The following is a 25,966-nucleotide window of genomic DNA, read 5'->3' as shown; positions in this document are numbered from 1 at the left end:
TGCCTTTGAAACAGTTGCAAATCGAGGATTCATGTTGGTGTAACAAAGCCAGGCTAAATTGCGCCCTGATTACTTTTTTCAGAGTACTCATCTCTCCAGTCTGGAAGTCCACAATTTGAAAGCTCCGCATTTGCGGGGCTTTTTTTTTGCGTGCGTGACAACGCCTGCGGCACTCATAAAGCACTTGAAGTTGAAGCTGCCACACCGGTCTCGCCCCCCTCCTCCCATTCCCTTGTTAAACTACCCCCTACCTTGCTGCTGCCACCGGAAACCCGAATTCCATCCATGACCCACCCCATTCCCCCCGGCCTGCTGGTTCTACACGGCAATCGCCTCGAACTGCTGCGTGATGCCGTTTTTCAGTGGATCAGCCAGCAGCCGCTCAACCCGCTGGAAGAAGCCATCTTCCTCGTGCAGAGCAACAGCATCGCCGAGTGGCTGAAGATGTCGCTGGCTGAGCAAACGGGGATTTGCGCAGCAGCAGCGGTGCAATTGCCAGCGCGCTTTCTGTGGCAGGGATATCGGCAGATGCTGGGCAAGCAGGCCGTGCCGCCCGTGTCGCCACTAGACAAAGCGCCGCTGGCGTGGCGTTTGATGCGCATTTTGCCCGCCCTGCCGCTTGAGCCAAGCTTCGCGCCGTTGCAACGCTTTATGCAAGATGGTGATCCGGCCCGGCGCTGGCAACTCGCCGAAAAACTGGCTGATTTGTATGACCAATATCAGGTCTACCGCGCGGATTGGCTGGCCGATTGGGCTGCGGGCAAAGACACGCTGCGCCGCGCCAACGGCCAGATCGACACTTTGACCGACGACCAACGCTGGCAAGCCGCGTTATGGCGGGCAATTCTGGCCGACGTGCCTGAAGAAACCCGTGCCACCAGTCGCGATGCCATTCACCGCCAGTTTGTCAGTTTGCTGGAGGCGGGCGTCGCCCCTGCCGTACCGTTGCCGCGCCGCGTGGTGCTGTTTGGCGTGTCCACCCTGCCAATGCAAACGCTGGAAGCACTCGCTGCGCTGTCGCAACAATGCCAGGTGATTCTGGCGGTGCCCAATCCGTGCCAGTTTCACTGGGGCGACATCATGGATGGCCGCGAGTTGTTGCGCGCAGCCCGCCGCCGTCATCCCTTACGCGATGGCCGTGATCTGGGGCTGATTGATCTGGATACCATGCACGTGCACAGCAACCCGCTGCTGGCCAGTTGGGGGCGTCAGGGCCGGGACTTTGTGCGCATGCTGGATGAATTCGACGATGCCGCCGCTGCCCGCGAGCGTTTCAATGCGCCGCGCATTGACCTGTTTGATGACGAAACCGGCCAAACCATCCTGGCGCAACTACAAGCGCAAGTGCGCGATCTGGAACCGTTGCCGCAACCGCAGGATCGGCTGGCGGTCGCAGCGGATGATCGTTCCATCGTTTTTCACATTGCCCACAGCGCCCAGCGCGAAGTGGAAATCCTGCACGACCAGTTGTTGAAACTGTTCGCCGCCGCCACTCCCGCGCAACCGCTATCGCCGCGCGATGTGGTGGTGATGGTGCCGGATATCGAAACCTTTGCCCCGGCAATCCGCGCCGTGTTTGGTCAATATGGCAATCGCGACGAACGCACTATTCCGTGGCTGATTGCCGACCAGAAAAATCGCGGTATCAATCCGGTACTCAAGGCCATGGAGTGGCTGCTGCGCCTGCCCGAGCAACGCTGCCGCCTGAGCGAGATTCGCGATCTGCTGGACGTACCGGCACTGGCCGAGCGCTTTGGCCTGGCCGAGTCCGATCTGGCGCGCCTGGCCCAATGGAGCAGTGGCGCGGGCGTGCGCTGGGGTTTGTCCGCCGGGCAACGCGCACAGCTGGATCTGGCTGCCTGTGGCGAGCAAAACAGCTGGCTGTTCGGGCTGCGCCGCATGTTGCTCGGTTATGCCAGCGGTAACGACGCCACCTTTGCCGGAATAGAACCGTATGCCGAAGTCGGCGGGCTGGATGCCGCGCTGGCCGGGTCTCTCGCCACGCTGGTCGCCGCGTTGCTCAAATGGAGCAGCGCACTTACCCAGGCACTGACGCCTGACCAATGGAGCGATACTGGCCGGGCGCTGCTGGCCGACTTTTTCGCACCTGATAACGAAGCGGATCGCCTCACCCTCATCGCGCTGGAAAGCGCCCTGCAGCGCTGGCTGGAAGCGTGCGATACCGCGCAATTTACCGACGCCGTGCCACTGGCCGTGCTGCGCGAAGCCTGGCTGGGTAATGTCGACGAACCCACGCTAAACCAGCGTTTTCTGGCAGGTGGCGTTACCTTCTGCACGCTGATGCCAATGCGCGCCATTCCGTTCAAAGTGGTGTGCCTGTTGGGCATGAACGATGGCGATTACCCGCGTCAGGCCAATCGCACCGATTTTGACTTGATCAGCCAGCCCGGCCAATACCGGCCCGGTGATCGCTCGCGGCGCGATGATGACCGTTATCTGATGCTGGAAGCTGTGCTGGCCGCCCGTCATACGCTCTACATCAGCTGGACTGGCCGCAATGCGCGCGATAACAGCGAGCAGCCGCCATCGGTATTGGTTTCGCAATTGCGCGATTATCTGCGGGCCGGCTGGCAAGATGGTGTGATTGAACGCCTGACCACTGAACACCCGCTGCAACCCTTCAGCCGCCGCTATTTTGAAGGTGGTGAGCTACTGACTTACGCCCGCGAATGGCGTGCTGCGCATCAAACCGTTATGCCACGGCACCATCAAACCCTGGCGCCATTTGATCCCACGCCCGAGTTCCGGTTAACCCTGCCGCTGCTGGCCGAATTTTTGCGCAATCCGGTGAAAACGTTCTTCCGCCAGCGCCTCAATGTGGTGTTTGACCAGCTCGATATCGCGCAGGAAGACGAAGAACCCTTTGTGCTGAATGGGCTGGAACAATATCAACTGGTGCAAACCATGTTGGCCTCCGCCGACACGGCAGATCTGGGCGATGCGCCGCATCTAGCCGCGTTGATCGACAACCATGCCGAACGCATTACCCGCACCGGTCGCTTGCCGATTGGCCCCATGGGCAAACGCACCCGCGACGCACTAGCGGCACAAGTCACCCCGGCCTGGCAGCAATGGTTGCTGCAACTTGAGGCGTGGCCTGCCGCCGGGGAAAAAGTCCGGCTGCATTTTGAACATGCTGGCTTGCAAGTCGAAGACTGGCTTGACGGTTTGCGTCAGCAAGGCCATGCCCGCGCCTGGTTGCAACTCGACCCTGGCGTGCTTTGCAAAGACGACCAGCCGCGTGCCGAAAAACTGATCCTGCCGTGGGTACGACAACTGGTGGCTGCCGCTTGCGGTGAAGCCATTACCGGCATCATTGTCAGTCGCGATGCTGTGCTGACACTGGGCCAGCCAGAACAACAAGACGCTATCGATACCCTTGAGCACATCCTCGCTGCCTGGCAACAAGGCATGGCTGAACCGCTACCGTTTGCCGGTAAAACCGCGCTGGCCGCAGTCTCGGAAAATGGCAAGCCGTGGCAAGTTTATGAGGGTGGCATGTTCTCTCCCGCCGAGCGCGACGAACCTTGCCTGGCACGCACCTGGCCCGATTATGAAAGCCTGATTGCCGATGGCCGTTTTGCCACTCTGGCCACGGCGTTGTTTGCGCCTCTGCAGCAATGGATCACCGAACAAGTCGGCGCCGTCACGCATGATGCCAGCGCCACCGATGAGGAGACCGCTGATGAGTAACCCGACGCCGCTGCAAGCCCTCTCTTTCCCGCTGTGGGGCAGCCGCCTCATTGAAGCCAGCGCGGGTACCGGCAAGACCTGGACCATCGCCGCACTATACGTGCGGCTGGTGCTGGGGCATGGCGCGGGCAACGCTTTTGCCCGGCCATTGTTGCCCTCCGAAATCCTGGTCATGACCTTTACCCGCGCCGCTACGCGCGAGTTGTCTGACCGTATCCGTGCCCGCTTGCTGGAAGCCGCCCGCTGTTTTCGTGGAGAACAACAACCTGCCGCGCACGATGATTTTTTGCGCGAAGTGCTGGCAGATTATGTCGATGACACCGCTCGCAGCCGCGCCGCGTTACGCCTGGCCACCGCCGCAGAAATGATGGATGAAGCCGCAGTGCACACCATTGACGCCTGGTGCCAGCGCATGTTGCGCGAGCACGCCTTTGATAGCGGCAATCTGTTCAATGAAGAACTGGTGCAGAACGAAGATGAATTGCGACTGGAAGCCACGCGCGATTACTGGCGCGAGCACGTTTACCAGCTTGGCCAGGCAGGCGTTGAAGCTGTGCTGTCGGTCGCGGCCTCGCCGCAAGGATTGGCCGACAAGCTGCGTAGTGTACTCGCACTGGAAAGTCGCCCCACTCCACCTACAGACTTCTTCGCGCAACTGGAAACCGCAGCCCATGCCTTGCAGCAGCTCGAAAATGCCGCCCGCGAATCCTGGCGCAATCATCTAACCAACCTCGAACAAAGCTGGCTGGGTGCGTTTGAAGCGGGCTGGCTCAACAAGGCGCGTTACAACCACGCCAACACGCCATTTACGCAGCGGCTGCAAGTGATCCGCGACTGGGCAAGCAACGGCAAGCAAACCCATAAAGACCTGCGCAAATGGCTGCGGTTGTTTACGCCGGATGGCTGGGCATTCACCAAAGCGGGCGAGATTGATGGCCCAAGGCGGCTGACTCATCCGGTGGCAAATCGCATTCTGGATTGGCTCGACGCCGCCGATAAATTCGCCGCCACTCGCGCCGATTTGATCCTGCATGCCACGCAATGGGTGGAGCTACGGCTAGCGCATCTGAAACAACAGGCTGGGGTATTCGGCTTTGCCGATATGCTGCAACGGCTGGACCACGCATTGTCTGACCCCAACGGTGCAGCGCTGCGCGAACGCATCGTCACGCAATATCCGGTGGCGATGGTGGACGAATTCCAGGACACCTCGCCCATCCAGTACCGGATTTTTGACCAGCTTTATCACACCGCAGCCAACGACCCGGCCAGCGGTTTGTTTCTGATTGGCGACCCCAAGCAATCTATTTACGGCTTTCGCGGCGCGGATATTTACAGCTACCTGGCCGCCCGCACCGCCACCGCCGGACGGCACTATGTGCTGACCACCAATTACCGTTCGACCAAAGCGCTAGTCCGCGCGGCCAACCGTTTGTTTTTGCATGCGGAGCAAAACCCGCAACTGGCTGGCGCGTTTCGTTATCGCCAGAACGGCGCTAATCCGGTGCCGTTTGAGGCAGTAGGCGCACAAGGCCGTAGCGACCAGTTTGTGACGGGCGCCGGTGCAGCATCCGCGCTCACGCTTTGGCATGGTCAGCAGCTACTCAATGGCACGGCCTACCAACGCCATTTTGCTGAACTGACCGCCGAGCACATCGTGGGCCTGTTGAATGACCCACAAGCCGGGTTCGCCGCCGCCAACGGCTTGCAACGCCTGCAGCCCGCCGACATTGCCATTCTGGTACGCACCGGCAAAGAAGCCGCCGTTGTCCGCCGCGCCTTGCAAATGCGTGGCGTCCCTAGCGTTTATCTGTCGGATAAAGACTCGGTATTCGAAAGTGGCGAAGCGGCTGATTTGCTGCGCTGGCTGGCTGCGGTTGCCAACCCACTGGATGGCCGCAGCGCCCGCGCCGCTTATGCCACGCCCACAGCCGGGTTGTCGCTGGCCGAGTTGTCGCAACTGGCAGTGGACGACATCGCCTGGGAAACCCGCGTTGAAGAACTCAAGGCGCTCAAGCTGACCTGGCAACGCCAAGGTGTGCTGGCCATGTTGCGCCAGACCTTGCATCAGCTGGATTTACCGGCACGATTGTTGGGTGAAATTGGTGGTGAGCGGCGGCTAACCAATCTGCTGCATCTGGCCGAGTTGCTGCAAACCGCCAGCCAGTTGGTAGAAGGCGAACAAGCGTTGATCCGCTGGCTGGCCGAGCAGATTGCCGGGCTGGGCGAAGGCGGCGACGAACGTATTGTGCGGCTGGAAAGCGATGCCGAACTGGTCAAGGTCGTCACCGTGCATAAATCCAAGGGGCTGGAATACCCGCTGGTGTTTCTGCCGTTTGCGTGTACTTTCCGCCAGGTCGACAAGCGCAACCGTACGCTGGTGGAATATGTGGATGATCTGGGCCAGCGCCAGGTAGATTTCTCCTTGGGCGACGAAGCCATGCAGCGCGCAGAAGAAGCCCGCCTGCAAGAAGATCTGCGCCTGTTTTATGTGGCCGTTACCCGCGCCCGCCATGCTTTGTGGCTAGGCACCAGCGCGTTGGTGGTTGGCAATGGCAAGAAATCGCAACTGGATAAAAGCGCGCTGGGCTATCTGATCGCGGGCGGGCAAATGCTGGCAGAGACCGATCTGGCGGCGAAACTGGCGGAACTGAAAGCCGAGTGCGCCGACCTGGCCCTGCAAACTGTGCCCGATACGGATACCGCTTTGCCGCGCACCATCCTGCAACAACGGGCCGAGATTACCGAGTTGCCGCAAGCACCGCACTATCACGGCCAGTTTGATACGAACTGGAATATCGCCAGTTTCTCGTCGCTGATTCGTGACCTGCAAAGCTGGCAGCACGCCACCATCCCGGCAGCAGAAACCGCGCAAGCCGAAACACTGAGCGAAGCGCCGGACGAAGCCCCCGCCACGCAGGTCGACGACGCGCCGTGGCATCGCTTTCCACGTGGCGCGCTGCCCGGCACGCTGCTGCATGACCAACTGGAATGGCTGGCCAGTGAAGGCTTTGATCTCGTCTTGAGTGACAACTTTGCCCAACGGCTGGGCCGCCGCTGCGAACGGCTGGGTTGGGCCAATCGCAAAGAGGACGTGATCGCCTGGCTCAAAGAAACCACGCTCACGCCGCTGCTTCCAATTAACGTACCGCTGCTGGAACTGGACCAGATCATGCCGGAAATGGAGTTCTGGTTCCCTAGCGAGCAACTGGCCAGCAGCACGGTCGACGCCTTGTGCCGCGAGCATCTGCTAGACCACGCACCACGGCCCAAGCTGGCCGAGCGCGAGCTGCATGGCATGGTCAAAGGTTATGCCGATTTGGTGTTCGAACAGGACGGGCGTTACTGGGTGCTCGACTACAAATCCAACGCGCTGGGCGCGGGCGATGCCGACTACCACGCCACTGCGTTGCAACAGGCCATGGCGACGCATCGTTACGACGTGCAGGCGGCGATCTACATGCTGGCACTGCATCGCTTACTGCGTCAGCGGCTTGGGGTGAACTACAACCCGGCGCAACATCTGGGTGGGGCCATTTATCTGTTTCTGCGCGGCATTAAAGGGCCGGAACGCGGTTGTTATGTGGTCCCGCCCAATATCGCCCTGCTGGATGCGCTGGATGCCGCTTTGGGCGAGGTGCACGCATGAGCCGCCACACTGATACCTTGAGTGGTGATCTGTTTGCCGATACGCCAGCCACGCAGCACGCCGCCACGCTCAGCCAGGCCGATTTGCTCCAGCGACTGGATGCCTGGGCGGAACAAGGCTGGCTACGACGGCTGGATGCCGCCTTCGCCCGCTTCTTGAGCGAGCTGGAACCCGCCACCAGCAACATCACCTTGCTGGCTGCCGCGCTCGCCGCGCATATGGAAGGTCGCGGCCATACTTGTCTGTTGCTGGATGAGCTACTCGCCGACCCTGCCACTTTGCTCGGCTGGCCTGCCACGGCGCTGGCGGAGATCGATGGGGTGCTGCACAGCCTGCCGGCCAGCCTGGCGCAATGGCAGGCTAGCTTAAACGGCAGCAATCTGGTTGCCCAAGCGCTGGGCGCGGATAACGCACCATTGCTGCTGGTCGGCTGCCGCTTGTATCTGCGCCGCTATTTCGATTACGAACGTCGTGTTGCCAGCAGCATTCGCAGCCGCACCCAAAGCCTGGCCGCAGTGGACAGCACGCGCTTGCGCAGTTGGCTGGATCGCTTGTTTGTTACTCCCGCAGCCGGTCAGCACGAACCCGATTGGCAAAAGGTGGCTTGTGCCGTGGCCACGCGCGGGCAATTGGCAATCATCACTGGCGGGCCTGGCACCGGCAAGACCTACACCGTGGCGCGCCTGCTGGCCCTGTTGTTTGCCACCGCCGACGATGCCGACAAGCTGCGCATCGCGCTGGCCGCGCCCACGGGCAAGGCGGCGGCGCGGCTCAAGCAATCTATCGACAAAGCACTGGACGGTTTGCAGCAAAATCTGGGCGACGAGCTACCGCTTAAAACGCTGGCCGACCGCATGGGTGCGGCCCGAACGCTGCATGGCTTGCTCGGCGCTCGCCCGGATACCCGCAAGCTCAAACATCACGCGGGTAATCCACTCGACATTGATGTGTTGATCGTCGACGAAGCCTCAATGATCCATCTGGAAATGATGGCGGCGTTACTGGACGCCCTGCCCGCTCACGCACGCGTCATTTTGTTGGGCGATAAAGATCAACTGGCCTCGGTTGAGGCTGGCGCGGTAATGGGCGATTTGTGCCGCGATGCTGAAGCAGGCCATTACACGACAGACACCGCCACATTCGTAACCGCTGCCACCGGCGAAACCTTGCCCGCGAAATATATCGAGCCCGGCAACGCGCTGGCCCAGCAAACGGTGATGCTGCGCGTCAGCCGCCGCTTTGGCGGGCCGATTGGTCAATTGGCGCTAGCCGTGAATTCTGGCGATATCACCCAGGCATTGACGACACTGCAGACGCCCGTCGGGCCGGACTTGCAATGGCTCAATCGCGCCCATCCTCAGGATATTGTCGCGCTGGCACTGTGCGGCCGCGAAGGTGCACCCGGTGGCTATCGCAGTTATCTGGAGCTCGTTGCATCACCGCAATTGAGCGACGCCGCTAGTCACGATGTCTGGGTCAAACAAGTGCTCACCGCGTTTGATCGCTTCCGCATCCTGTGCGCTTTACGCGACGGCGATTGGGGCGTTGCCGGGTTGAATCGCGCCATTGAACAGGCGCTGGCAGAAGAAAAGCTACTGCGCAAAACCGGTGAATGGTACGCCGGCCGTCCGGTGATGGTGACCCGCAATGACTACAGCACCAACGTCTTCAACGGCGACATCGGCATCGCCCTGCCGCCACCCGCCGGCCAAAGTGCGCTGCGCGTGTATTTTATGGATGGCGACACCGTGCGCTCAGTCCTCGCCAGCCGCTTGGCAGATGTCGAGACCGCATTTGCCATGACCGTACACAAATCGCAGGGCTCCGAATTTGAACACACCGTGCTGGTACTACCCGTCGACGGTGGCCAGATCCTGACCCGCGAGCTGGTCTACACCGGCATCACCCGCGCCCGCGAGCGCTTTACGTTGGTAACACCGGGGCAGCAGGCGTTTGAAACCGCTGTTGCCCGCAAGACAAAACGGGCGAGTGGGTTGGCACAGGCGTTGGTGGGTGGGGAGATGTGATGCCCAGAGCGTCAGTGCCTTCGGCCCGGTGGTGAAAGGTGAATTGAAAAGCACATCGTTTGTTTGCGAATTGCTTCTGTTTATGTTCTTTCGCAGTTGTAAATCGCCATTGCACTGAATTCCTGCCAAGGGAGCGATGGCGAACGTAGCCGCTGGATTCCCGCCAAGGGGGCCGCCCAGGCCGGGAATGACGAGGTAGTATTGATGCCGAAGGTATCTGCTGTTGCTCTTAGCTCCCCTCTTTTGGAAGAGGGGCGGGGGGAGATGGCTGCAATATGGAGTTCACCACCGCTGCCAAATCCACCCAAAACCCAATCTCCCCTAACCCCTCTTTGGAAAAGAGGGGCATCGCATCGCCGTTACTTCCAGGCTCATCATCCATGCTCACCACGCCGACCGAGAGCCGGAGACCCAGGCTCCGGGCCGACCGAGGGCACGCAGGGTGCGCGTAGACCATCTTGGCAAACAGACGGTTCTTCCCCCTGCAACCGCATTCGAAGCATTTTGCATCGTTGTGGGGGTGCCCCCGATGGGCACGGCTTTTGACTTTGGGCCCCGCCGACGCTCGCGCCCGGGTCGCCTTTTGCTATCCCGCTCTGCGGGACTTTGGGTTACCTTTCTTTGGCGACGCAAGTTGCACGATAAGTGTCTTTTGCATATGAAACGTGCCCCCGATCACCACCGGGTATCAAACGCTTTTCACTCGCGCCGTAGGCACAAACAAAACAAGCTTTTGAAGCTGAAACCCAATCCGCAACGGCGGGTTGCACCCGCCTTACAAAAACGCGTCTCATCGCAACTGCTGCCACGGTGGATAATCGCCCCGCGCCAAATCCCCTTCCAAATCGCCAGCCAAAAACAACCTCAACACTCCACCACATTCACCGGCACCTCAACAATATTGATCGCCAACCCACCTCTCGCCGTTTCCTTGTACTTGGTATTCATATCCCGCCCGGTATCGCGCATGGTGCGGATCACCCGATCCAGCGAAATAAAGTGACTGCCATCCCCGCGCAATGCCATCCGTGCCGCGTTAATGGCTTTGATTGACGCCATGGCGTTGCGCTCAATGCATGGCACCTGCACCAGTCCGCCCACCGGGTCGCAAGTCAGTCCCAAGTTGTGTTCCATACCAATCTCGGCGGCGTTTTCAACCTGCTGCGGCGTACCTCCCAGCACTTCAGCCAAAGCGCCAGCGGCCATAGAACAGGCAGAACCCACCTCACCCTGACAACCCACTTCGGCCCCGGAAATGGACGCATTCAGCTTGAACAAAATGCCAATCGCTCCCGCCGTCAGCATAAAACGCACGATGCCATCTTCATTCGCGCCGGGCACAAAGCGTATGTAGTAATGCATGACTGCGGGGATGATGCCGGCGGCGCCGTTGGTGGGGGCCGTTACCACCCGGCCACCGGCGGCGTTTTCTTCATTCACCGCCAGCGCGTACAGGTTGACCCAATCCATAACCGTAAGTGGGTCGCGCAGACCAGCCTCAGGCGTAGCCAGCAGCTTGCGTTGCAGTTCGGCGGCGCGGCGTTTGACTTTCATCCCTCCGGGCAGGATGCCTTCGCGCTCGCAGCCACGGCGCACACAGGCTTGCATCACTTGCCAGATATTCAGCAAGTCGTGGCGCACGGTGGCCTCGTCGCGCCAGGTGAGTTCGTTTTCCAGCATGATCTGGCTGATCGACTTTTGCTCCGATTCGCACAGTGCCAGCAACTCGGCGGCAGTGGCAAAACGGTGGCGCATGTGGGTTACGTCAGGTGGCGCAAAACCGGCATCAATGGCCGCTTCATCAACCACAAAACCACCACCCACCGAAAAATACGCGCGCCGCGACAACACCTGCCCAGCGACGTCGGAAGCTTCGAAGATCATGCCGTTTGGATGAAATGGCAGTGTTTTGCGCTTGTGCAGCGTCAGATGCTCGGGTTCGCGAAAAGCCACCGCGTGCGTGCCCAACACCAGCAGTTGCTGGCTGCTGCGAATCGCCGCTACCTGCGCGGCGACCTGATCGACATCCACTGTATCCGGCTCGGCGCCGCTCAAGCCCAGTAGCACGGCAATATCCGAACCGTGACCTTTGCCGGTTGCGCCGAGTGAGCCGAACAGTTCGGCGCGCACGCTAGTCACCTGGTCGAGCACACCATCTTTGGCCAGCCGCAGCGCAAATTGCCGGGCTGCGCGCATGGGGCCAACCGTGTGTGAACTGGATGGGCCGATGCCCACTTTGAAGAGGTCGAACACGCTGATTGCCATAAGCACCTTCTCTGACTGGCCGGGCTAATCGTCAGGCCAGCGTACTGTGCTGAATCGGGCGGCGGGAGCGGTGGGATTGTGGCGCGCAAAGCGCAATGGCACCAAAGCAAGAGCCCATCCGTATCCAGCCGGATGTTGCCCCCTCTGTCCTTGGTGCCTGAGAGATTGCGGCACCCACTATGGGCGCCTTGCTTCCTTCGGCGGGGTCATGCGACCCACTCTCCAGAGAGCCCTATGGCAGCACAGTTCTTTTGCCTGAGAGTTTTCAGGGCGATACCCCTTCGGCGCCACCAGCGGTGGTCTCTCCTGCGCAGCTGTCAGAGCTGAGGGCAATGTAGAGAGATGGCAATGGCATGTCAATCAGGGTTCTACGCCATGATCGGCCGCTGCGACATTCGCGCCAAATGCCTTGGCAGGAACAGAGTTTGCCGACATTGCGCGCTTGCACTGGCGTAACGTCAGCGATCAATGCGCCAGGCCTATACTGGCTCGGCCCATCCAAACCAGAAACAGGAAAGCACCATGCCTACCTTGCAAGAACGCCTCGGTTTTCAAGCCAGTGACCGTCTATTGGTTACGCACGCGGACGATATCGGCATGTGCCAGGCTACCGTCAGCGCATGGCGCTCGCTGGTAGAGATCGGCACCCTGACTTCCGCCTCGACCATGGTGCCTTGTAGCTGGTTTCCATATGCGGCCCGCACGGCCAAAGAGCTGGGTGCGGCCGCCGATCTGGGTGTGCATCTGACGCTCAATTGCGAGTGGACTGACTATCGCTGGAGTGCGCTCACCACCAGCGATCCAGCCAGTGGCTTGCTGGATGCTCACGGTTATCTGCATTCGCTGGCGCGCCCGACCCACCAGTCGGCCAACGTAGATGCCGCACGCAAAGAACTGACCGCGCAAATCGAGCGTGCCGCCGCTTTCGGGATCGATATCACGCATGTGGATAGCCACATGCTGACGTTGTATCACCCCAAACTGATGCCGATCTACCTGGAACTAGCCGCCCAAAATGGCGTGCCACCGCTGATTGCGGATATCGATGCCGGGCAGGTTGCCCAGATGTGCGTGATTCCGCTGGAAGAAGCGGCAGAGGTGGTCGCTCAATACCGGGCGGCGGCGGCGACAGGCAAAGTTGTGTTGGTCGCCAGCGTGATGGGCTTGCCGTTCAACAAGCAGCTTGAGCATTCAGAACGACTGGCATTTGCCTGCGACTGGCTCGATAGCCGTGGCCCAGGCGTGCACGTGCTGGTTTGCCATCCCGCCGACGATACGCCAGAGCTGCGCACCATTGCCGCCCGGGACTTCCGCACCCGTGTGGCGGATCGCGAGCTACTGGGCAGTGCGGCATTGCGTAGCGCCATTGACGAACGCGGTTTCAAGCTGATTGGCATGCGTGCCCTGCGTGAGGCACTGTCGGCTGATTGAACTCAGTCGGCATGCCCAAGCGCAAAAAAAAGACCGCAGCGAGGGTCAGCAACCCGCTTGCGGCCTGAGGCGTCACACTACAACACCAGTTCCCAGGGAAGTACGCAACGTGCGGCCAACAGTACGCACGGTCCAACAAAAAATCGGGTAAGTCGTTTGTCCTGACATTGACTCAAACAAAAGCCGAGTCACAAAGTTACTGCACGCCACAACCCGAAGGTGGCACGCCTTGCGGTGCGGAGCCGTCACGCGGGGGCGGGCGATGGCCCTCTTTACCACCCGGCGGCGGACCATCCGGAGGGCCGTCGCCATTGTCACTATCCATCGCGGGTGGCGGCCGTCGATGTTGCTTGTGCCCATTACCGCTGCCTTGCTCACCGGCCTGCCCCGGTCGCGCGCTGCACTGGCCAGACGGTGCCGAAGCGCTCAAGTCTGTGTCCAGCAAAGAAGGTGGCGGTACACCGTCAGCCGCCCACGCCATCAGGGCCAAGCCAGAAAAAACCACCGCCAAAGCCAGCGCGGGTATGCGTTGTTTGTTCCCCATAAACCACTACTCCTGCGCAGTGTCTGTCACCCAAATGGTGAAGAGGCGCTGACAATAGCATGGTGGTTTAGCGGTAAATGAATGGCTGTGTATTGGTGTTTGTAGCAGCGGGCGACCTTTGTAGCCGCCGGTTTCAGGGCATGCTGCGGATACCTTGAGCTACAAATTTCCTGCCGATCCCCACAGTTGCGTCGTCCAAAAAACAAAACCCCGGCGGGCCGGGGTTTTGTCATCAGAAACAGATAAACACAGCGTTTTACTTCAGGTAAGCCTCGGCCAGCGCCGCCCACATGGTCGCGCCAGGTGTCAGGCACCCATCGTTAAAGTCATACCCCGGATTGTGGATCATGCACGACCCGGCGCCATCGCCGTTCCCGATAAAGAAATAACAGCCATTGGGGTTGGCTTCGAGCATATAGGCAAAGTCTTCGCTGCCCATCAATGGCCGGGCACCGTAATGCGCGGCCTCGTCGCCAAACATGCTGGCGGCCACACCGTGGGCAAAGCGCGTCTGGGTTTCGTCGTTGATCAACACGGGTGTGCCGTGCTGCGTCTCTATGCTGGCCGTTGCACCAAAACTTTGCGCCTGCAAGCGCACCACATCGCCAATCCGTTCCAGCAAGGTTTTGCGGACCTGGCGATCCAGCGCCCGCACGCTCAGTTTCATGATCGCCTGGCCGGGAATCACATTGGCCACATCGCCCGCCTGGATCGACCCCACGGTAATGACCGCCGCCTGCTGGGTATCGATATTGCGCGACACAATGGTTTGCAGCGCAAGCGTAATACTGGCCGCCACCACCACCGGATCAACCGTGGTGTGCGGCAAAGCGCCATGGCCGCCGCGCCCGGTGATGGTAACCAGCAAACTGTCGGCCGAGGCCATGAAGGCGCCGCTGCGAAAGTAAAACTGGCCCACCGGCAAACCGGGCATGTTGTGCATGCCAAATAGCGCATCGCACGGAAACCGGACAAACAGGCCAGCCTGGACCATGGTCTCTGCCCCGCCCAGTGCTTCTTCTGCGGGCTGGAAGATCAGATTGAGCGTGCCGTTGAATGCGCGGGTTTGCGCCAGATAACGGGCGGCGCCGAGCAACATGGTGGTGTGGCCATCATGACCACAGGCATGCATGCGGTTTGGCACCTGACTGGACCACGGTTTAGCCGTCGCTTCATGAATCGGCAAGGCATCCATATCGGCGCGCAAGCCCAGTGTCTTGCTGCCGGTACCGGCCTTGAGCACGCCCACTACGCCGGTTTTAGCCAGGCCGCGATGCACCTCGTAGCCCCAGCTGGCCAGCTTGCTGGCAACCAGATCACTGGTTTGCACTTCTTCAAAGCCCAGTTCCGGATGGCGATGAATGGTGCGGCGGATTTCGATCAATTCGGGTTCAAAAGAACGGATGGATTGCAGCATGGCAGCCCCGATAAATTGGTTGCGTAGCCTTGCATCGTACCGCAGGCAGCGACGGGTGCAACCGGATTCGCCAGGCAACACGGCGCGCCCGGCAGGCACTCAGCGCGAACGCCCGCCCCGCAGTGACCAGCTCAGGAGCCCGAGCACAATTGCCCCTACAACACACAACAATGCGGCCAGCCACTGATCGACAAAGCGGTCCAGCTGCGCATGCGACGGGTTATCGGCCCAATACCGTACGGTAACGGCCTGCCCGGCTTGCAATTGCGGTGAATCTGACGCCACCAGCGACACAAAATGAACCACCGCTCCGCTGGGCGTTGTAAAGGAGACTTCGGGTGTATACACGGAGGATTTGCGGGTACCGGCGTTGGCCGTGCTCTGGCTGCGGTTTTGCTCCAGCAATTGCACCACCTTGCCTTGGGTAGTCACCGAGCCTTGCAAAAACTGGTATTGCCGACCGGCCAGCACAATCGCCGCTACCAGCAGCACCAGTGCGCCCAGCTTCAGCAGCCCGGCCAAGCGCCGCTGGCCGGATTGAGTCGGATTAGAAGTGTAGTCCTGCATGGCGGCAAACTCGGGCAAAAAAGATGCCGTGCAGTCTACCGCAGACTGTCATCCGCCATTCAATGGCGTTGGCGGGCGGGATCGATAAAATCCGCTCAACCAATGTGACAGTGCACAGGCCAGCATTGCCACCAGTCCCAGGTAAAGCATGCTCAGATTGCGCAACTCGCCCGGGTAGCAGAACAGCAAAAACAGCGGCACGTTGATAACCAGCGCCAGCTGGATTTGTCGGCGCATAGCCGTAGGCAAACGCTTGAAGCCGCTACGCACCAGCAACACCACCAACAGGATATTGATGATATTGAAGCCACGCGGCGCCAGCATGCCGTACTGGAATTCAAACTGTCCGTAATGGCGGAAACGCCGGAAATACTCGATATGGTCGCTCAGATGAAACTCCACCATGCCGCCAGGATTGCCGATATAACGTGACTTCACCCACCAGTACGCAACGCCGCTGGCCAGCACTGCCACACTCAACCAGCCTGCCGAGCGGCGCCAGCCAAAGCGCGCCACCAGCACCGGATAAAGCGTGACCAGAAAAAAGAAGAATGACTCTTTGTTATACGTAGCTACCGGTGCCAGCAAGATCAGCCAGTACGGCATCTGGGTTAATGCGATCCAGCTGGCCAGAGCAAAGAAAAACAACTCGGTAAAATCGTAGAAGTTGCCGCCCACGGTGAGGAATATCGGGAAAGCGAGCACAAAGATCAGGGCCGCCAGAGCCGAAGCCACCTTATCTGACGTCAGATGCGTGCCAATGCGCCACAGCAACAAGGCCGCGCCAAAAAAAGCCAGCAAAGACAATACGTAGATGCAGTAAAACGTCAGCAGCATCTCCGGGGCTTCTGCTGTTGCCGCAATGGGCGAGGCATAGTGCAAACCGAGATTACCGTTTTGCAGTGCCTGCAACAGGTAACCATGAATGGACCCGGGCATATGGCTATCCAGCCAGCTTGCCAGCTCCGGCAGTAAACGACGGTAAACCCACGGACGGCGGGCTGTACCTTCGATCATTTGCTGCAGCATGCAATCGCCACTTTCGGTGGTACCGCAGAATCCCCATTTGGCGAAGAAACTGCTGTACGCGGCGGCGGAGCACACGAAAAACAGCAGCAACACTGGCAACCCGGCCAGCGCAGTGCTGACCGTACGCCACATCGAGCGCAATGGATTTGCCGGCACCGAGCCGAGCACGGCAGTGTTCTTTAGCACGACATTGCCCCCTTTGTTGTTGCTTTTATTGATGGTTGAAGGTTGTCTGGTTCTGCCAGCCGGTTCCACAGGCCAGTGCCGGTTAGTGGAATGCACCGACCGCAATGATGATTGAACCCGTCAGCACGGTCAGCTGACTCACCCGGTCGCGCACGGCAAACACCACCGGGTCGTCATGCACCAGGCCACGATTAGCCATCAACCAGAGTCGGCAAACCCAGAACATAAGTAGCGGGCAAAGTCCCCACAGAATCTGCGGCGTTGCGTACAACGGTGCGACCTCCGGGCTATTGATATACAACGCCAGCACCAGCACGCTCAACAGACAACTGCCTACCCCCATGGCCATCACCACCATGCGATCGGCGACCAGATAATTGCGTCCGGATACCTTGTCGCGCCCGGCCTCTTCCAGCGCCAGCAATTCCGAGTAGCGCTTGACCAGCGCCAGCCCCAGAAAGATGAACATGGAAAACGCCAGCAACCAGAACGAAGGTTGCACGCCGATGGCTGCCGCGCCGGCAATGATCCGGATCGTGTAAAGACTGGCCAGCAGCACCACGTCCACCGCCATCTTGCCTTTGAAGCTGAACGAATACGCACTGGTCAACACGAGGTAACCCAGCAATACGCCGAGCAATGCTGGCGAGATGATGGCCCCGGCCACCAGACCGATGAACAACAACACCGGCACCGCTGCAAAACCTATCCACAACGGCAACTCACCCGAGGCAAACGGACGATTACGCTTGCGTGGGTGCAAACGGTCGGATTCCAGATCCAGCAAGTCGTTGACCAGGTAAATGGACGATGCGCAAAGGCCAAACGCAACAAAGGTCACTACGCCAGCGGCAACCGAATGCAAATCCAGCAAACGGTGCGATACCAGCAGCGGCACAAACACCAGCACGTTTTTCAGCCACTGATGCACGCGCGCAGCCCGCACAAACGATTGCCACATCGTGCGATGCGGCAGGCCATCCAGCATTTCCAGCACTTCGCCTTTGGTGCGCATGAACCAGGCGCGGGCGGCACCGTCCGGGCGCACACATTGCGCCCGCTCTGCTACCGCCCAGATTGCAACGTCGTCGCGACTATTGCCAATGTATTCAAACCCGCGCTGTCCGACCACTTTTTGAATGGCATCCAGCTTGCGCGTACTGGAGACATTCACACCGTTGCCAGAGGCCAGCACACCGTCGAACAGGTTCAGATGTTTAGCCACCGCCGCTGCAATGCGCTCATCTGAGGCGGTAGCCAGCCAGACTTGTACGCCTGCCGCGCGGCACTCGGTCACGTATTTGATGACTGCAGCGTCGTAAGGCAGCAAGGCCGGATTGAATTCAAAACCGTTGGCCAGCTTTTGCTTGAGTTCGGCTTTGCCGCCAAACAGCCACAAAATTACGCGAAAGAATGTCCAGACCGAGCGCTTGATCTGAAACAGCATCGACTCGACCAGCATATCGGTATGCACCAGCGTGCCATCGAGATCTACAAACAGATAACGCGGGCGCTCTACAGGAGAAGGATTGGTTGTCATTTTGCCCCCACCAGATAAACGCCAAGAGCCACCAGGCAACTGCCCGCGATTTTCCAGGCGGTAATTTGCTCGTTAAACACCAGCCCACCCAGCACCACGGTCACGATCAAACCGAGTGCCACGAAGGGATACGCTGTGCTGACATCAACCCGGGCCAGTACGCCCAGCCACACCACGGCGCCGCCAAAGTACAGCGCCAGGCCACTTAGCACCCATGGGTTGAGCGCTACGCCCGTCGCCAGCGCGGGCAAATTCATGGTGCGCAGTGCGTCCTGCACGCTGGCATCCACCATGCCGCGCTTGAGCAGCATCTGGGCAAAAGCGGAGCAGCTGACACTAATCAGAATAAGTACAAAGAGAAGCCTGGTCATTGGTCCTGCCTCTGAAATGATCAAATTCGTTGCACTGCACAAATCACAGTAACTTTCGGTAAAACATAATACAAATACAATAAAATTTCTTGTATAGAAAGAAATGCTGATATAGCAGCGTTTCCGCGGGTGAGCAAAACATGCTGTGGAAACGTGGTCAGATAAACGGTGGTCGCACAGGTGCCAATCTCGCTACATACGGCTACAACCCTTAAATTTTTCCGCCGCCGAGCGCCATGTAGTGAGCCTTGCCGCAATGAAAAAACCCCGGCTATGACCGGGGTTTTTCTGGTGACGCACAAAAATTTGTGTCGTTATTTCATATTCGGCATGACAAATTCCGCCCCTGCCCGAGCATTGCCAGGCCAGCGTTGCGTGATTGTTTTCAGTTTGGTGTAAAACCGCACCCCTTCCGGGCCGTGCATGTGGTGGTCGCCAAACAGCGAGGCTTTCCAGCCGCCAAAGCTGTGGAATGCCATCGGCACCGGAATCGGCACATTCACGCCAACCATGCCAATCTGCACCGATGCCGTGAAATGCCGCGCGGTGCCGCCATCCCGGGTGAAGATGGCCGCGCCGTTACCGAACTCGTGTTCGTTAACCAGTTTCACCGCAGTGGCGTAATCCGGCACGCGGGTCATTGCCAGCACCGGGCCAAAAATCTCTTCACGGTAGATTTTCATCTCCGGCGTGACGTGGTCAAACAGACAACCGCCAAGGAAGAAACCGTTCTCGTATCCGGCCAGTTTGAAGTCGCGGCCATCGACGACCAGTTCCGCGCCTTCGGCTACGCCAGCGTCGACATAACCTTTGACCTTGTCACGATGAATCGCCGTCACCAGCGGCCCCATCTCGGCAGTTTGATCCAGCGAATGCGACACTTTGAGCGTTGCCAGTCGTGCGACCAATTTCTCGCGCAGCGCATTGGCCGTGGCCTCGCCCACCGGCACCACCACCGAAATCGCCATGCAGCGCTCACCCGCCGCGCCGTAGGCCGCGCCCATCAGTGCGTCGGCGGCTTGATCCAGATCGGCATCGGGCATCACTACCATATGATTCTTGGCACCACCGAGCGCCTGCACCCGCTTGCCGTTGGCCGTGCCGCGCTGATAGATATAACGGGCAATCGGTGTCGAACCAACAAAGCTCAGAGCGTGTACATCCGGGTGATCGAGCAGCGCATCAACCGCCACTTTGTCGCCCTGCACCACGTTGAATACGCCATCCGGCAAACCGGCTTCTTTCAACAAGCGCGCAATCATGAGCGACGCGCCCGGCACCCGCTCGGACGGCTTGAGGATAAAACAGTTACCGCAAGCCAGCGCCACCGGGAACATCCACATCGGCACCATGGCCGGGAAGTTGAACGGCGTAATCCCGGCCACCACACCCAGTGGCTGGCGCAGCGAGAAGCTGTCGACTTCAGTGCCGACGTTCTCGGTCATTTCACTTTTCAGCAATTGCGGAATGCCGCTGGCAAACTCGACCACTTCCAGCCCGCGCTGCAGTTCACCCAGCGCATCGGCATGCACCTTGCCATGCTCTTGCGAGATCAGCGTAGCCAGCGTTTCCAGGTTTTCTTCCATCAAGCGCAAAAACCGGAACATGACCCGCGCCCGGCGCAACGGCGGAGTGGCAGCCCACGCCGGAAACGCTGCCTTGGCCGCGGCAACGGCAGTATCGACTTCGGCCCCCGTTGCCAGCGCAACACGGCCACTGACTTCGCCTTTGCTGGGATTGAAGACTTCACTGAAGCGGTCTGAAGTGCCCGCTACCGGCTGGCCACTGATCCAGTGCGCGGTGGTAGTGAGTTGTTTGAGGTCTTGATTGGCAGTCATGGTCGTTGTTCCAGTAGATATCAAATATCAAATCGTTTGTAGCGCGTGTGGCGCGATGTTTTGTTGCGTTCCTGGCGCTGGTGGCAGGGCGTTTAAAAGCACGTAGGACGTAGCCCGGATGAAGCGTTAGCGAGAATCCGGGGGCGATATGACTAAATTCAAATGCCGGTTGTTCATTGATGCATTGCAACCCCGGATTCCCGCTCCGCTCCATCCGGGCTACATCCTGGCCAGCAGACGGTGTGTTTTGGCTTTTGACTTCGGGCCCCCTTGCGGCAGCGGGGTCGCCTTTTGACTATCCCGCTCTGCGGGACTTTTGGTTACTTTCTTTTGGCGAAGCAAGTTGCACGATAAGGCTTTACGGCCGCACTAACGTGCGCCCCGGCACCCCGGGGTATCAAACGCTTTTACAAAGTGCTGAAGGCACTAACCAAACAAGCTTTTAAAACCCCACCAAAGCAATGCCCCCCACGATCAGAGGTTTGACACTGCCCGAATACACCTGCGCAAACTCTCTACCATCCCGCCAATCTCGTCCGGCGTAGCAATAAACGGTGGCCCCATCGCTACCGTGTCACCAGTCACCCGGAACAAATGCCCATCGGCCAGGCCTGCTTCAAACAGCTTGTATGCCCGCAAACCAGGCTGACCGGCAATCGGTGCCAGATCCACAGCTGCAGAAAGACCAATATTGCGCACGTCCAGCACGCCAGGCTCGCCCTTCAGGTCGTGCACGGCCTCTTCCAGCACTGGCTCCAGTTCACGTGCGCGCTGCAGCAGGCCTTCTTCTTCGATGATATCCAGCACGGTATTGCCGACGGCTGCCGCAAGCGGGTGGCCGGAATAGGTATAACCGTGCATGAATTCAACCGCGTGGGCCGGGCCAGTCATAAAGGTTTGATAGATGTCCGAACGCACAATGACGCCGCCCATCGGCACCACGCCGTTGGTAATGCATTTGGCAAAGGTGATCATGTCGGGTGTCACGCCAAAACGTTGCGCGCCGAACCATTCACCAAGGCGGCCCAAGCCGCAAATCACTTCATCAAAAATCAGCAGAATGCCGTGTTTGGTACAAAGGTCGCGCAGGCGTTGCAGATAGCCTTCGGGCGGCACCAGCACGCCGGTAGAACCCGCCATCGGCTCGACGATCACGGCGGCAATGGTCGAAGCATCGTGCAAGGCCACCAGGCGTTCCAGTTCATCCGCGAGATGCGCGCCCCATTTGGGCTGGCCACGGCTGAAGGCCATTTCCGAGAGGTTGTAGGTGTGCGGTAGATGGTCCACGCCGTTGAGCATCAGCGGGGCAAACATCTTGCGATTGGCCACCATGCCGCCGACAGAAATCCCGCCCATGCCCACACCGTGGTAGCCGCGCTCGCGACCGATCATGCGGGTACGGGTGGCTTCGCCACGCAAGCGGTGATAGCCAATGGCGATCTTGAGTGCGGTATCCACCGACTCCGAACCGGAATTGCAGAAAAACACATGATCCAGACCCGCCGGTGCCAGATTGGCGATGCGCTCCGCCAGGCGCAGCGTTTGCGGGTTGCTCAGCTGAAAGGCCGTGGCGTAATCCAGGGTTTCGGCCTGGCGTTTGAGAGCTTCAACAATCTTTGGGTGACCATGGCCCAGCCCGGTACACCACAGGCCAGACAAGCAATCAAACAGCTTCTGCCCATCCGCCGTCTGGTAATACGCGCCTTTGGCCGACACCAGCGTACGTGGCTCCGCGTTGGCCTTGAAGGCGCGATTACCGGTGAATGGCATCCAGTACGGTTCGGCATTGACTTGCGCGTTGGCGATCTGCTCGGAGTGCTTGGCGTTCATGTGGGCTCCAGGTGCAACGGGTGATGTAGATATGCTAGCCAATGTATGCAACTCGAGCACCAACGTATATATACAGATAACCAAGTGCACGCTAAGACTGTCTATATCCCGCTACCGCTACAGTCGTTTTTTTTGCCTCTGCGGCCAGGTAAATCAAGGCCTTCCTGCCTCGGCAACAGAACTCGCCGCACTGTATATACACGGTATATGATTGCGGCAATAACCCGCCAAGAGCCTGCTGCCATGCCCGCCAGCCACCCCGCCGCTTTACCCATTCATATTGATCCGGCTAGTGCTACGCCATTGGTAACGCAATTGCACGACGCCATTGCCAGCCAGATTGATCGCGGCTTGTGGCAGCCGGGCACGCGTTTGCCTTCGGTGCGCACGCTGGCCAAGGATTGCAGTATCAGCACGCTCACCGCAACCAACGCCTACAACCGGTTGGTGGCAGAAGGCTATGTCGAGGCGCGGCGTGCGAGCGGCTATTTTGTGCAAAGCAAACCGGTCGCCAAAACTGCGGCCAAACCGGCGCAAACACCGTTATCGATTGATTCGTTATTGCTTCTGCAACGCGTGTACGGCGATGACTCGCTCACCGTCAAACCTGGCAGTGGCTGGCTACCCGACAGCTTATTGTTTACCGACGGCATCAAACACGGCCTGGCTACGCTGGCCCGCCGCCAGCCTGGCGCATTTGCCCGCTACGGTCATGCCTATGGCTACACGCCGCTACGTCAGCAAATCCAGACACAACTGGCCGCACGCAATATTGACGCCGCGCCGGAGCAGATCATCCTCACCCACGGTGCCAGCCACGCGCTGGATCTGGTCGCCCGCGTGTTGTTGCAGCCCGGCGATACCGTATTGGTGGATGACCCCGGCTATTGCAATCTGCTGCCTACTTTGCGGCAAATGGGCGTGAACATTGTCGGTATCGAATTCACCCCGCAAGGCCCCAATACCGAGGCGCTTACGCTGGCGGCAGAACGTCATCGACCCAAAGCGTTTTTTACCAACACCAATCTACAAAACCCGACGGGAGCCAGTTGTTCACCCGCCACCGCCTTTCGCATTTTGCAACTGGCCAGCCAGTTTGATTTTCTGGTGGTCGAAGACGATATCTTTGCCGATCTGCAGCCCGCTGCGGCACACAGTATGGCCAGCCTGGACCAGTTGCAGCGGGTGATCCATATCGGCAGTTTTTCCAAGACCATCTCGCCCAGCCTGCGCGTGGGGTTTATCGCCTGTCATGCGGGGCTGGCAGAAAAACTGGTGTTCGCCAAGATGGCGCAAGGGCTCACGACATCCGAGATCAATGAACAACTGGTGCATGCCGTGCTGGTCGAGGGTAATCACCGCTCGCATCTGGCCCGCCTGCGCGGCAAGCTCGCCGAGGCTCAGCAAAGCGTCTGCGATGCCTTAACCGGTTGCGGCTTGCAGCTGTTTCATCGCCCCACTGGCGGGATGTTTGTATGGGCGGGCATGCCGGAACAAACCGACATGCAAAGGCTGGCCGACGCCGCCGCCCGGCAAGGCATTTTGCTGGCGCCAGGCTATTTGTTTCGGCCCGACCAGCGCGCCACTCCTTGGCTACGCTTCAATGTGGCGCATGCAGATTCGAAAGTCTTGTTTGGATTTTTGCGGCAGGCGGCCGGCTAAAAACGATCGTCCTGACCTGTGTGGCCACGGTTTCATTTCGGTAACCAGCTTGCGGGCGGACTGTTGTTAACATTCGATCCAGCCAAGCCAGCAGCCCATCCTGGCTTAGTGGCAACACTGCGCCGAATAAACCAATCGGTCGGTAGTGTAATCATCTAGACGAAACATTCATCCGGTAAGATACGTCCAATCGCCGGTGGCTCTGGCCACTATTTCTTTCAGGACAATAACGATGAACATGACTGTAGAGCGCGGTTCCGGTATTTCGTTGTGGCGGCAAATTGAAGAAACGCTGGCGGGGGAAATCTCCCGCAAGTTGTTGCGTGAACGCCTACCTAACGAAACCGATCTGGCCGCGCGCTTCGGCGTGAATCGCCACACCATCCGCCGTGCCGTGCAGGCACTGGAAGCGCGCGGCTTGGTGCGGATCGAACAAGGCCGTGGCACGTTTGTGCAGGAAGAGTTCATCGACTACAAACTGGGCAAACGCAGTCGTTTTTCGCACAGTCTGGAAAAACAGCAATTGGCTGGCACCAGCCAGGTACAACGCTCACGCGAAGCGGTGCCACGCGATGAAGTCTGCGCCATGTTGCAGGTCGCTGCGGGCACGCCGGTGTTGCAGGTAGACGCACTTGATGTGGTCGATGGCCGCGTTATTGGTGTATGCACGCAGTATTTTCCGCTGCCGCGCTTTCATGGCTTCGATGTCATCTACAAAGCCTGTGGTTCAGTTGCCACCGCGCTGGGCCAGATGGATATCACAGAATACAGCCGCAAGCTCAGTCGCATCAGCACACGCCTGCCAGAGGCTGAATGTGCACAGCAATTGGGGCAACCCAAGAGTCAGCCGATTTTGTATGTTGAGAGCGTGTACGTCGACGCCGGGGGCGTACCCATCGAATACGGCATCACCCGATTTGCCGGTGATGCGGTGCAACTGCTGTTTGAACCTGAAGCCATCTGATGTCGTTACGCGCACACCTCGAAAGCTATCTGGCCACGCAGCCACGATTTAATCCGGCTGGCTTGCTGCGTTTGCAGGTATTGGGGCTGGATCTGGGTTGGGTCGAACCGCAAACGGTCACGTTTTTGCAAGCGCACTCCCCGGCCTTTGTCGTGGCTGAACAGCGCTTGCTGGTGAGTGCTGCCGATCCGGCAATGGCTAGCGCAGTGCTGACCGACGCGGCCGTGGCCATGCGCGCCAATGGCTTGATCAAAGGTTGGCGCGACGAGCTTTACACCGTGCTCGCCCCCGCTAGCGACGGCACCCCCGACGTTGCCCAACCGTTGTTTCAACTGGAGCGCGGCGCATTCCGGCGCTTTGGCATGACCAGTCTGGCGGTGCATATCAACGGCTGGCGGGCCGATGGCCAGTTGTGGATAGGCCAGCGCGCTGCCAGCAAAGCGGTGGACCCTGACCGGCTGGACAACATCGCTGCGGGCGGCATGTCTGCGGGCGAGAACGCCTTTGAATGCACCGTTCGCGAATTGTGGGAAGAAGCTGGCGTGCCTGCCGCCCTGGCCAGCACCGCCATCGCCACTAGCGAGATTCGCACCTGCCGCAACGAAATTGACGGCACGCATGACGAAATCCTGTACTGCTACGATCTTGCGGTACCTGACGATTTCACCCCGCACAATACCGACGGTGAAGTAGCAGGTTTTCAACTGCTCGACGCCTCTGCCATTGTCCCCAATCTGACCCGGTTTACCTGGGATGCCGGCTTGGTCACCGCAGACTTCCTGCTGCGCACCGATCACGTTTGAACATTCCGGCCGCCTCGCGTCGCCCCTGACTTCGCTTTCCGTTCGACTCTCGCTGGCACACTCCCACCACGGGTTGCACCATAAGGTGCAACCGCAATTGCTTACCGGTTGCACCTTGCTTAAGCTGCG

16 protein-coding genes and 1 riboswitch are annotated in these 25,966 nt (G+C 59.4%); of the genes, 7 read left to right on the top strand and 9 right to left on the bottom strand.

What is annotated here, in order from left to right; all coding sequences use genetic code 11:
- The first annotated feature begins 285 nt into the window (after positions 1 to 285).
- The 3 genes from recC to recD are packed head-to-tail and all read left to right on the top strand — an operon-like array spanning position 286 to position 9,390.
- Positions 286 to 3,714: an exodeoxyribonuclease V subunit gamma gene (gene recC, locus P4L78_RS03295; protein ID WP_309326940.1), complete on the top strand. Its 3,429-nt coding sequence runs from the start codon at positions 286 to 288 to the stop codon at positions 3,712 to 3,714.
- On the top strand, positions 3,707 to 7,363 hold the full coding sequence (recB, locus tag P4L78_RS03290; protein WP_309326939.1) for an exodeoxyribonuclease V subunit beta: 3,657 nt from the start codon (positions 3,707 to 3,709) through the stop codon (positions 7,361 to 7,363). The genes recC and recB overlap by 8 nt, the downstream gene beginning before the upstream one ends.
- Positions 7,360 to 9,390, top strand: a complete 2,031-nt coding sequence (recD, locus tag P4L78_RS03285; RefSeq protein ID WP_309326938.1) for an exodeoxyribonuclease V subunit alpha — start codon at positions 7,360 to 7,362, stop codon at positions 9,388 to 9,390. The genes recB and recD overlap by 4 nt, the downstream gene beginning before the upstream one ends.
- Before the next feature lie 864 nt (positions 9,391 to 10,254).
- Here recD and P4L78_RS03280 read toward each other — a convergent pair.
- A complete protein-coding gene (locus P4L78_RS03280) occupies positions 10,255 to 11,655 on the bottom strand; it encodes an L-serine ammonia-lyase (protein ID WP_309326937.1) in 1,401 nt (466 codons plus the stop codon).
- Between the two features lie 233 nt (positions 11,656 to 11,888).
- A riboswitch (glycine riboswitch) is annotated at positions 11,889 to 11,974 on the bottom strand.
- 203 nt (positions 11,975 to 12,177) lie between these two features.
- Here P4L78_RS03280 and P4L78_RS03275 point away from each other — a divergent pair.
- On the top strand, positions 12,178 to 13,086 hold the full coding sequence (locus tag P4L78_RS03275; RefSeq protein ID WP_309326936.1) for a ChbG/HpnK family deacetylase: 909 nt from the start codon (positions 12,178 to 12,180) through the stop codon (positions 13,084 to 13,086).
- A 196-nt stretch (positions 13,087 to 13,282) separates the two neighbouring features.
- Here the strand turns inward: P4L78_RS03275 and P4L78_RS03270 are convergent, their stop codons facing one another.
- The 8 genes from P4L78_RS03270 to P4L78_RS03235 all read right to left on the bottom strand — a co-directional run bounded on the left by P4L78_RS03270 (position 13,283) and on the right by P4L78_RS03235 (position 22,408).
- Positions 13,283 to 13,630: a hypothetical protein gene (locus tag P4L78_RS03270; RefSeq protein ID WP_309326935.1), complete on the bottom strand. Its 348-nt coding sequence runs from the start codon at positions 13,628 to 13,630 to the stop codon at positions 13,283 to 13,285.
- Positions 13,631 to 13,886: 256 nt separating this feature from the next.
- Complete coding sequence (locus tag P4L78_RS03265; RefSeq protein WP_309326934.1) at positions 13,887 to 15,047, bottom strand: M20 aminoacylase family protein; 1,161 nt, start codon at positions 15,045 to 15,047, stop codon at positions 13,887 to 13,889.
- 99 nt (positions 15,048 to 15,146) lie between these two features.
- Positions 15,147 to 15,614, bottom strand: coding sequence for a DUF3592 domain-containing protein (locus P4L78_RS03260; RefSeq protein WP_309326933.1), 468 nt, complete (start codon positions 15,612 to 15,614; stop codon positions 15,147 to 15,149).
- Positions 15,615 to 15,662: 48 nt separating this feature from the next.
- Positions 15,663 to 16,829: a hypothetical protein gene (locus P4L78_RS03255; RefSeq protein WP_309326932.1), complete on the bottom strand. Its 1,167-nt coding sequence runs from the start codon at positions 16,827 to 16,829 to the stop codon at positions 15,663 to 15,665.
- 82 nt (positions 16,830 to 16,911) lie between these two features.
- On the bottom strand, positions 16,912 to 18,369 hold the full coding sequence (locus tag P4L78_RS03250) for a UbiA family prenyltransferase (RefSeq protein WP_283148740.1): 1,458 nt from the start codon (positions 18,367 to 18,369) through the stop codon (positions 16,912 to 16,914).
- A complete protein-coding gene (locus tag P4L78_RS03245) occupies positions 18,366 to 18,740 on the bottom strand; it encodes an EamA family transporter (protein ID WP_283148739.1) in 375 nt (124 codons plus the stop codon). Before P4L78_RS03245 ends, P4L78_RS03250 begins: the two co-directional genes overlap by 4 nt.
- Positions 18,741 to 19,054: 314 nt before the next feature.
- On the bottom strand, positions 19,055 to 20,578 hold the full coding sequence (locus tag P4L78_RS03240) for a CoA-acylating methylmalonate-semialdehyde dehydrogenase (RefSeq protein ID WP_309326931.1): 1,524 nt from the start codon (positions 20,576 to 20,578) through the stop codon (positions 19,055 to 19,057).
- A 474-nt stretch (positions 20,579 to 21,052) separates the two neighbouring features.
- Complete coding sequence (locus P4L78_RS03235; RefSeq protein WP_309326930.1) at positions 21,053 to 22,408, bottom strand: aspartate aminotransferase family protein; 1,356 nt, start codon at positions 22,406 to 22,408, stop codon at positions 21,053 to 21,055.
- A gap of 243 nt (positions 22,409 to 22,651) precedes the next feature.
- On the opposite strand from P4L78_RS03235, the gene P4L78_RS03230 reads away from it, so the two are divergent.
- From P4L78_RS03230 to P4L78_RS03220, 3 genes are all read left to right on the top strand, one after another.
- Complete coding sequence (locus P4L78_RS03230) at positions 22,652 to 24,070, top strand: PLP-dependent aminotransferase family protein (protein ID WP_309326929.1); 1,419 nt, start codon at positions 22,652 to 22,654, stop codon at positions 24,068 to 24,070.
- Positions 24,071 to 24,302: 232 nt separating this feature from the next.
- A complete protein-coding gene (gene phnF, locus P4L78_RS03225; protein WP_309326928.1) occupies positions 24,303 to 25,034 on the top strand; it encodes a phosphonate metabolism transcriptional regulator PhnF in 732 nt (243 codons plus the stop codon).
- A complete protein-coding gene (locus P4L78_RS03220) occupies positions 25,034 to 25,837 on the top strand; it encodes a DUF4743 domain-containing protein (RefSeq protein ID WP_309326927.1) in 804 nt (267 codons plus the stop codon). The genes phnF and P4L78_RS03220 overlap by 1 nt, the downstream gene beginning before the upstream one ends.
- Positions 25,838 to 25,966 lie beyond the last annotated feature (129 nt).

This window comes from Silvimonas sp. (assembly GCF_031291215.1).
GTDB classification, from domain to species: domain Bacteria; phylum Pseudomonadota; class Gammaproteobacteria; order Burkholderiales; family Chitinibacteraceae; genus Silvimonas; species Silvimonas soli.
The sequence above is the reverse complement of the archived record's forward strand: the minus strand, read 5'-3'. Positions and strand labels throughout refer to the sequence as shown.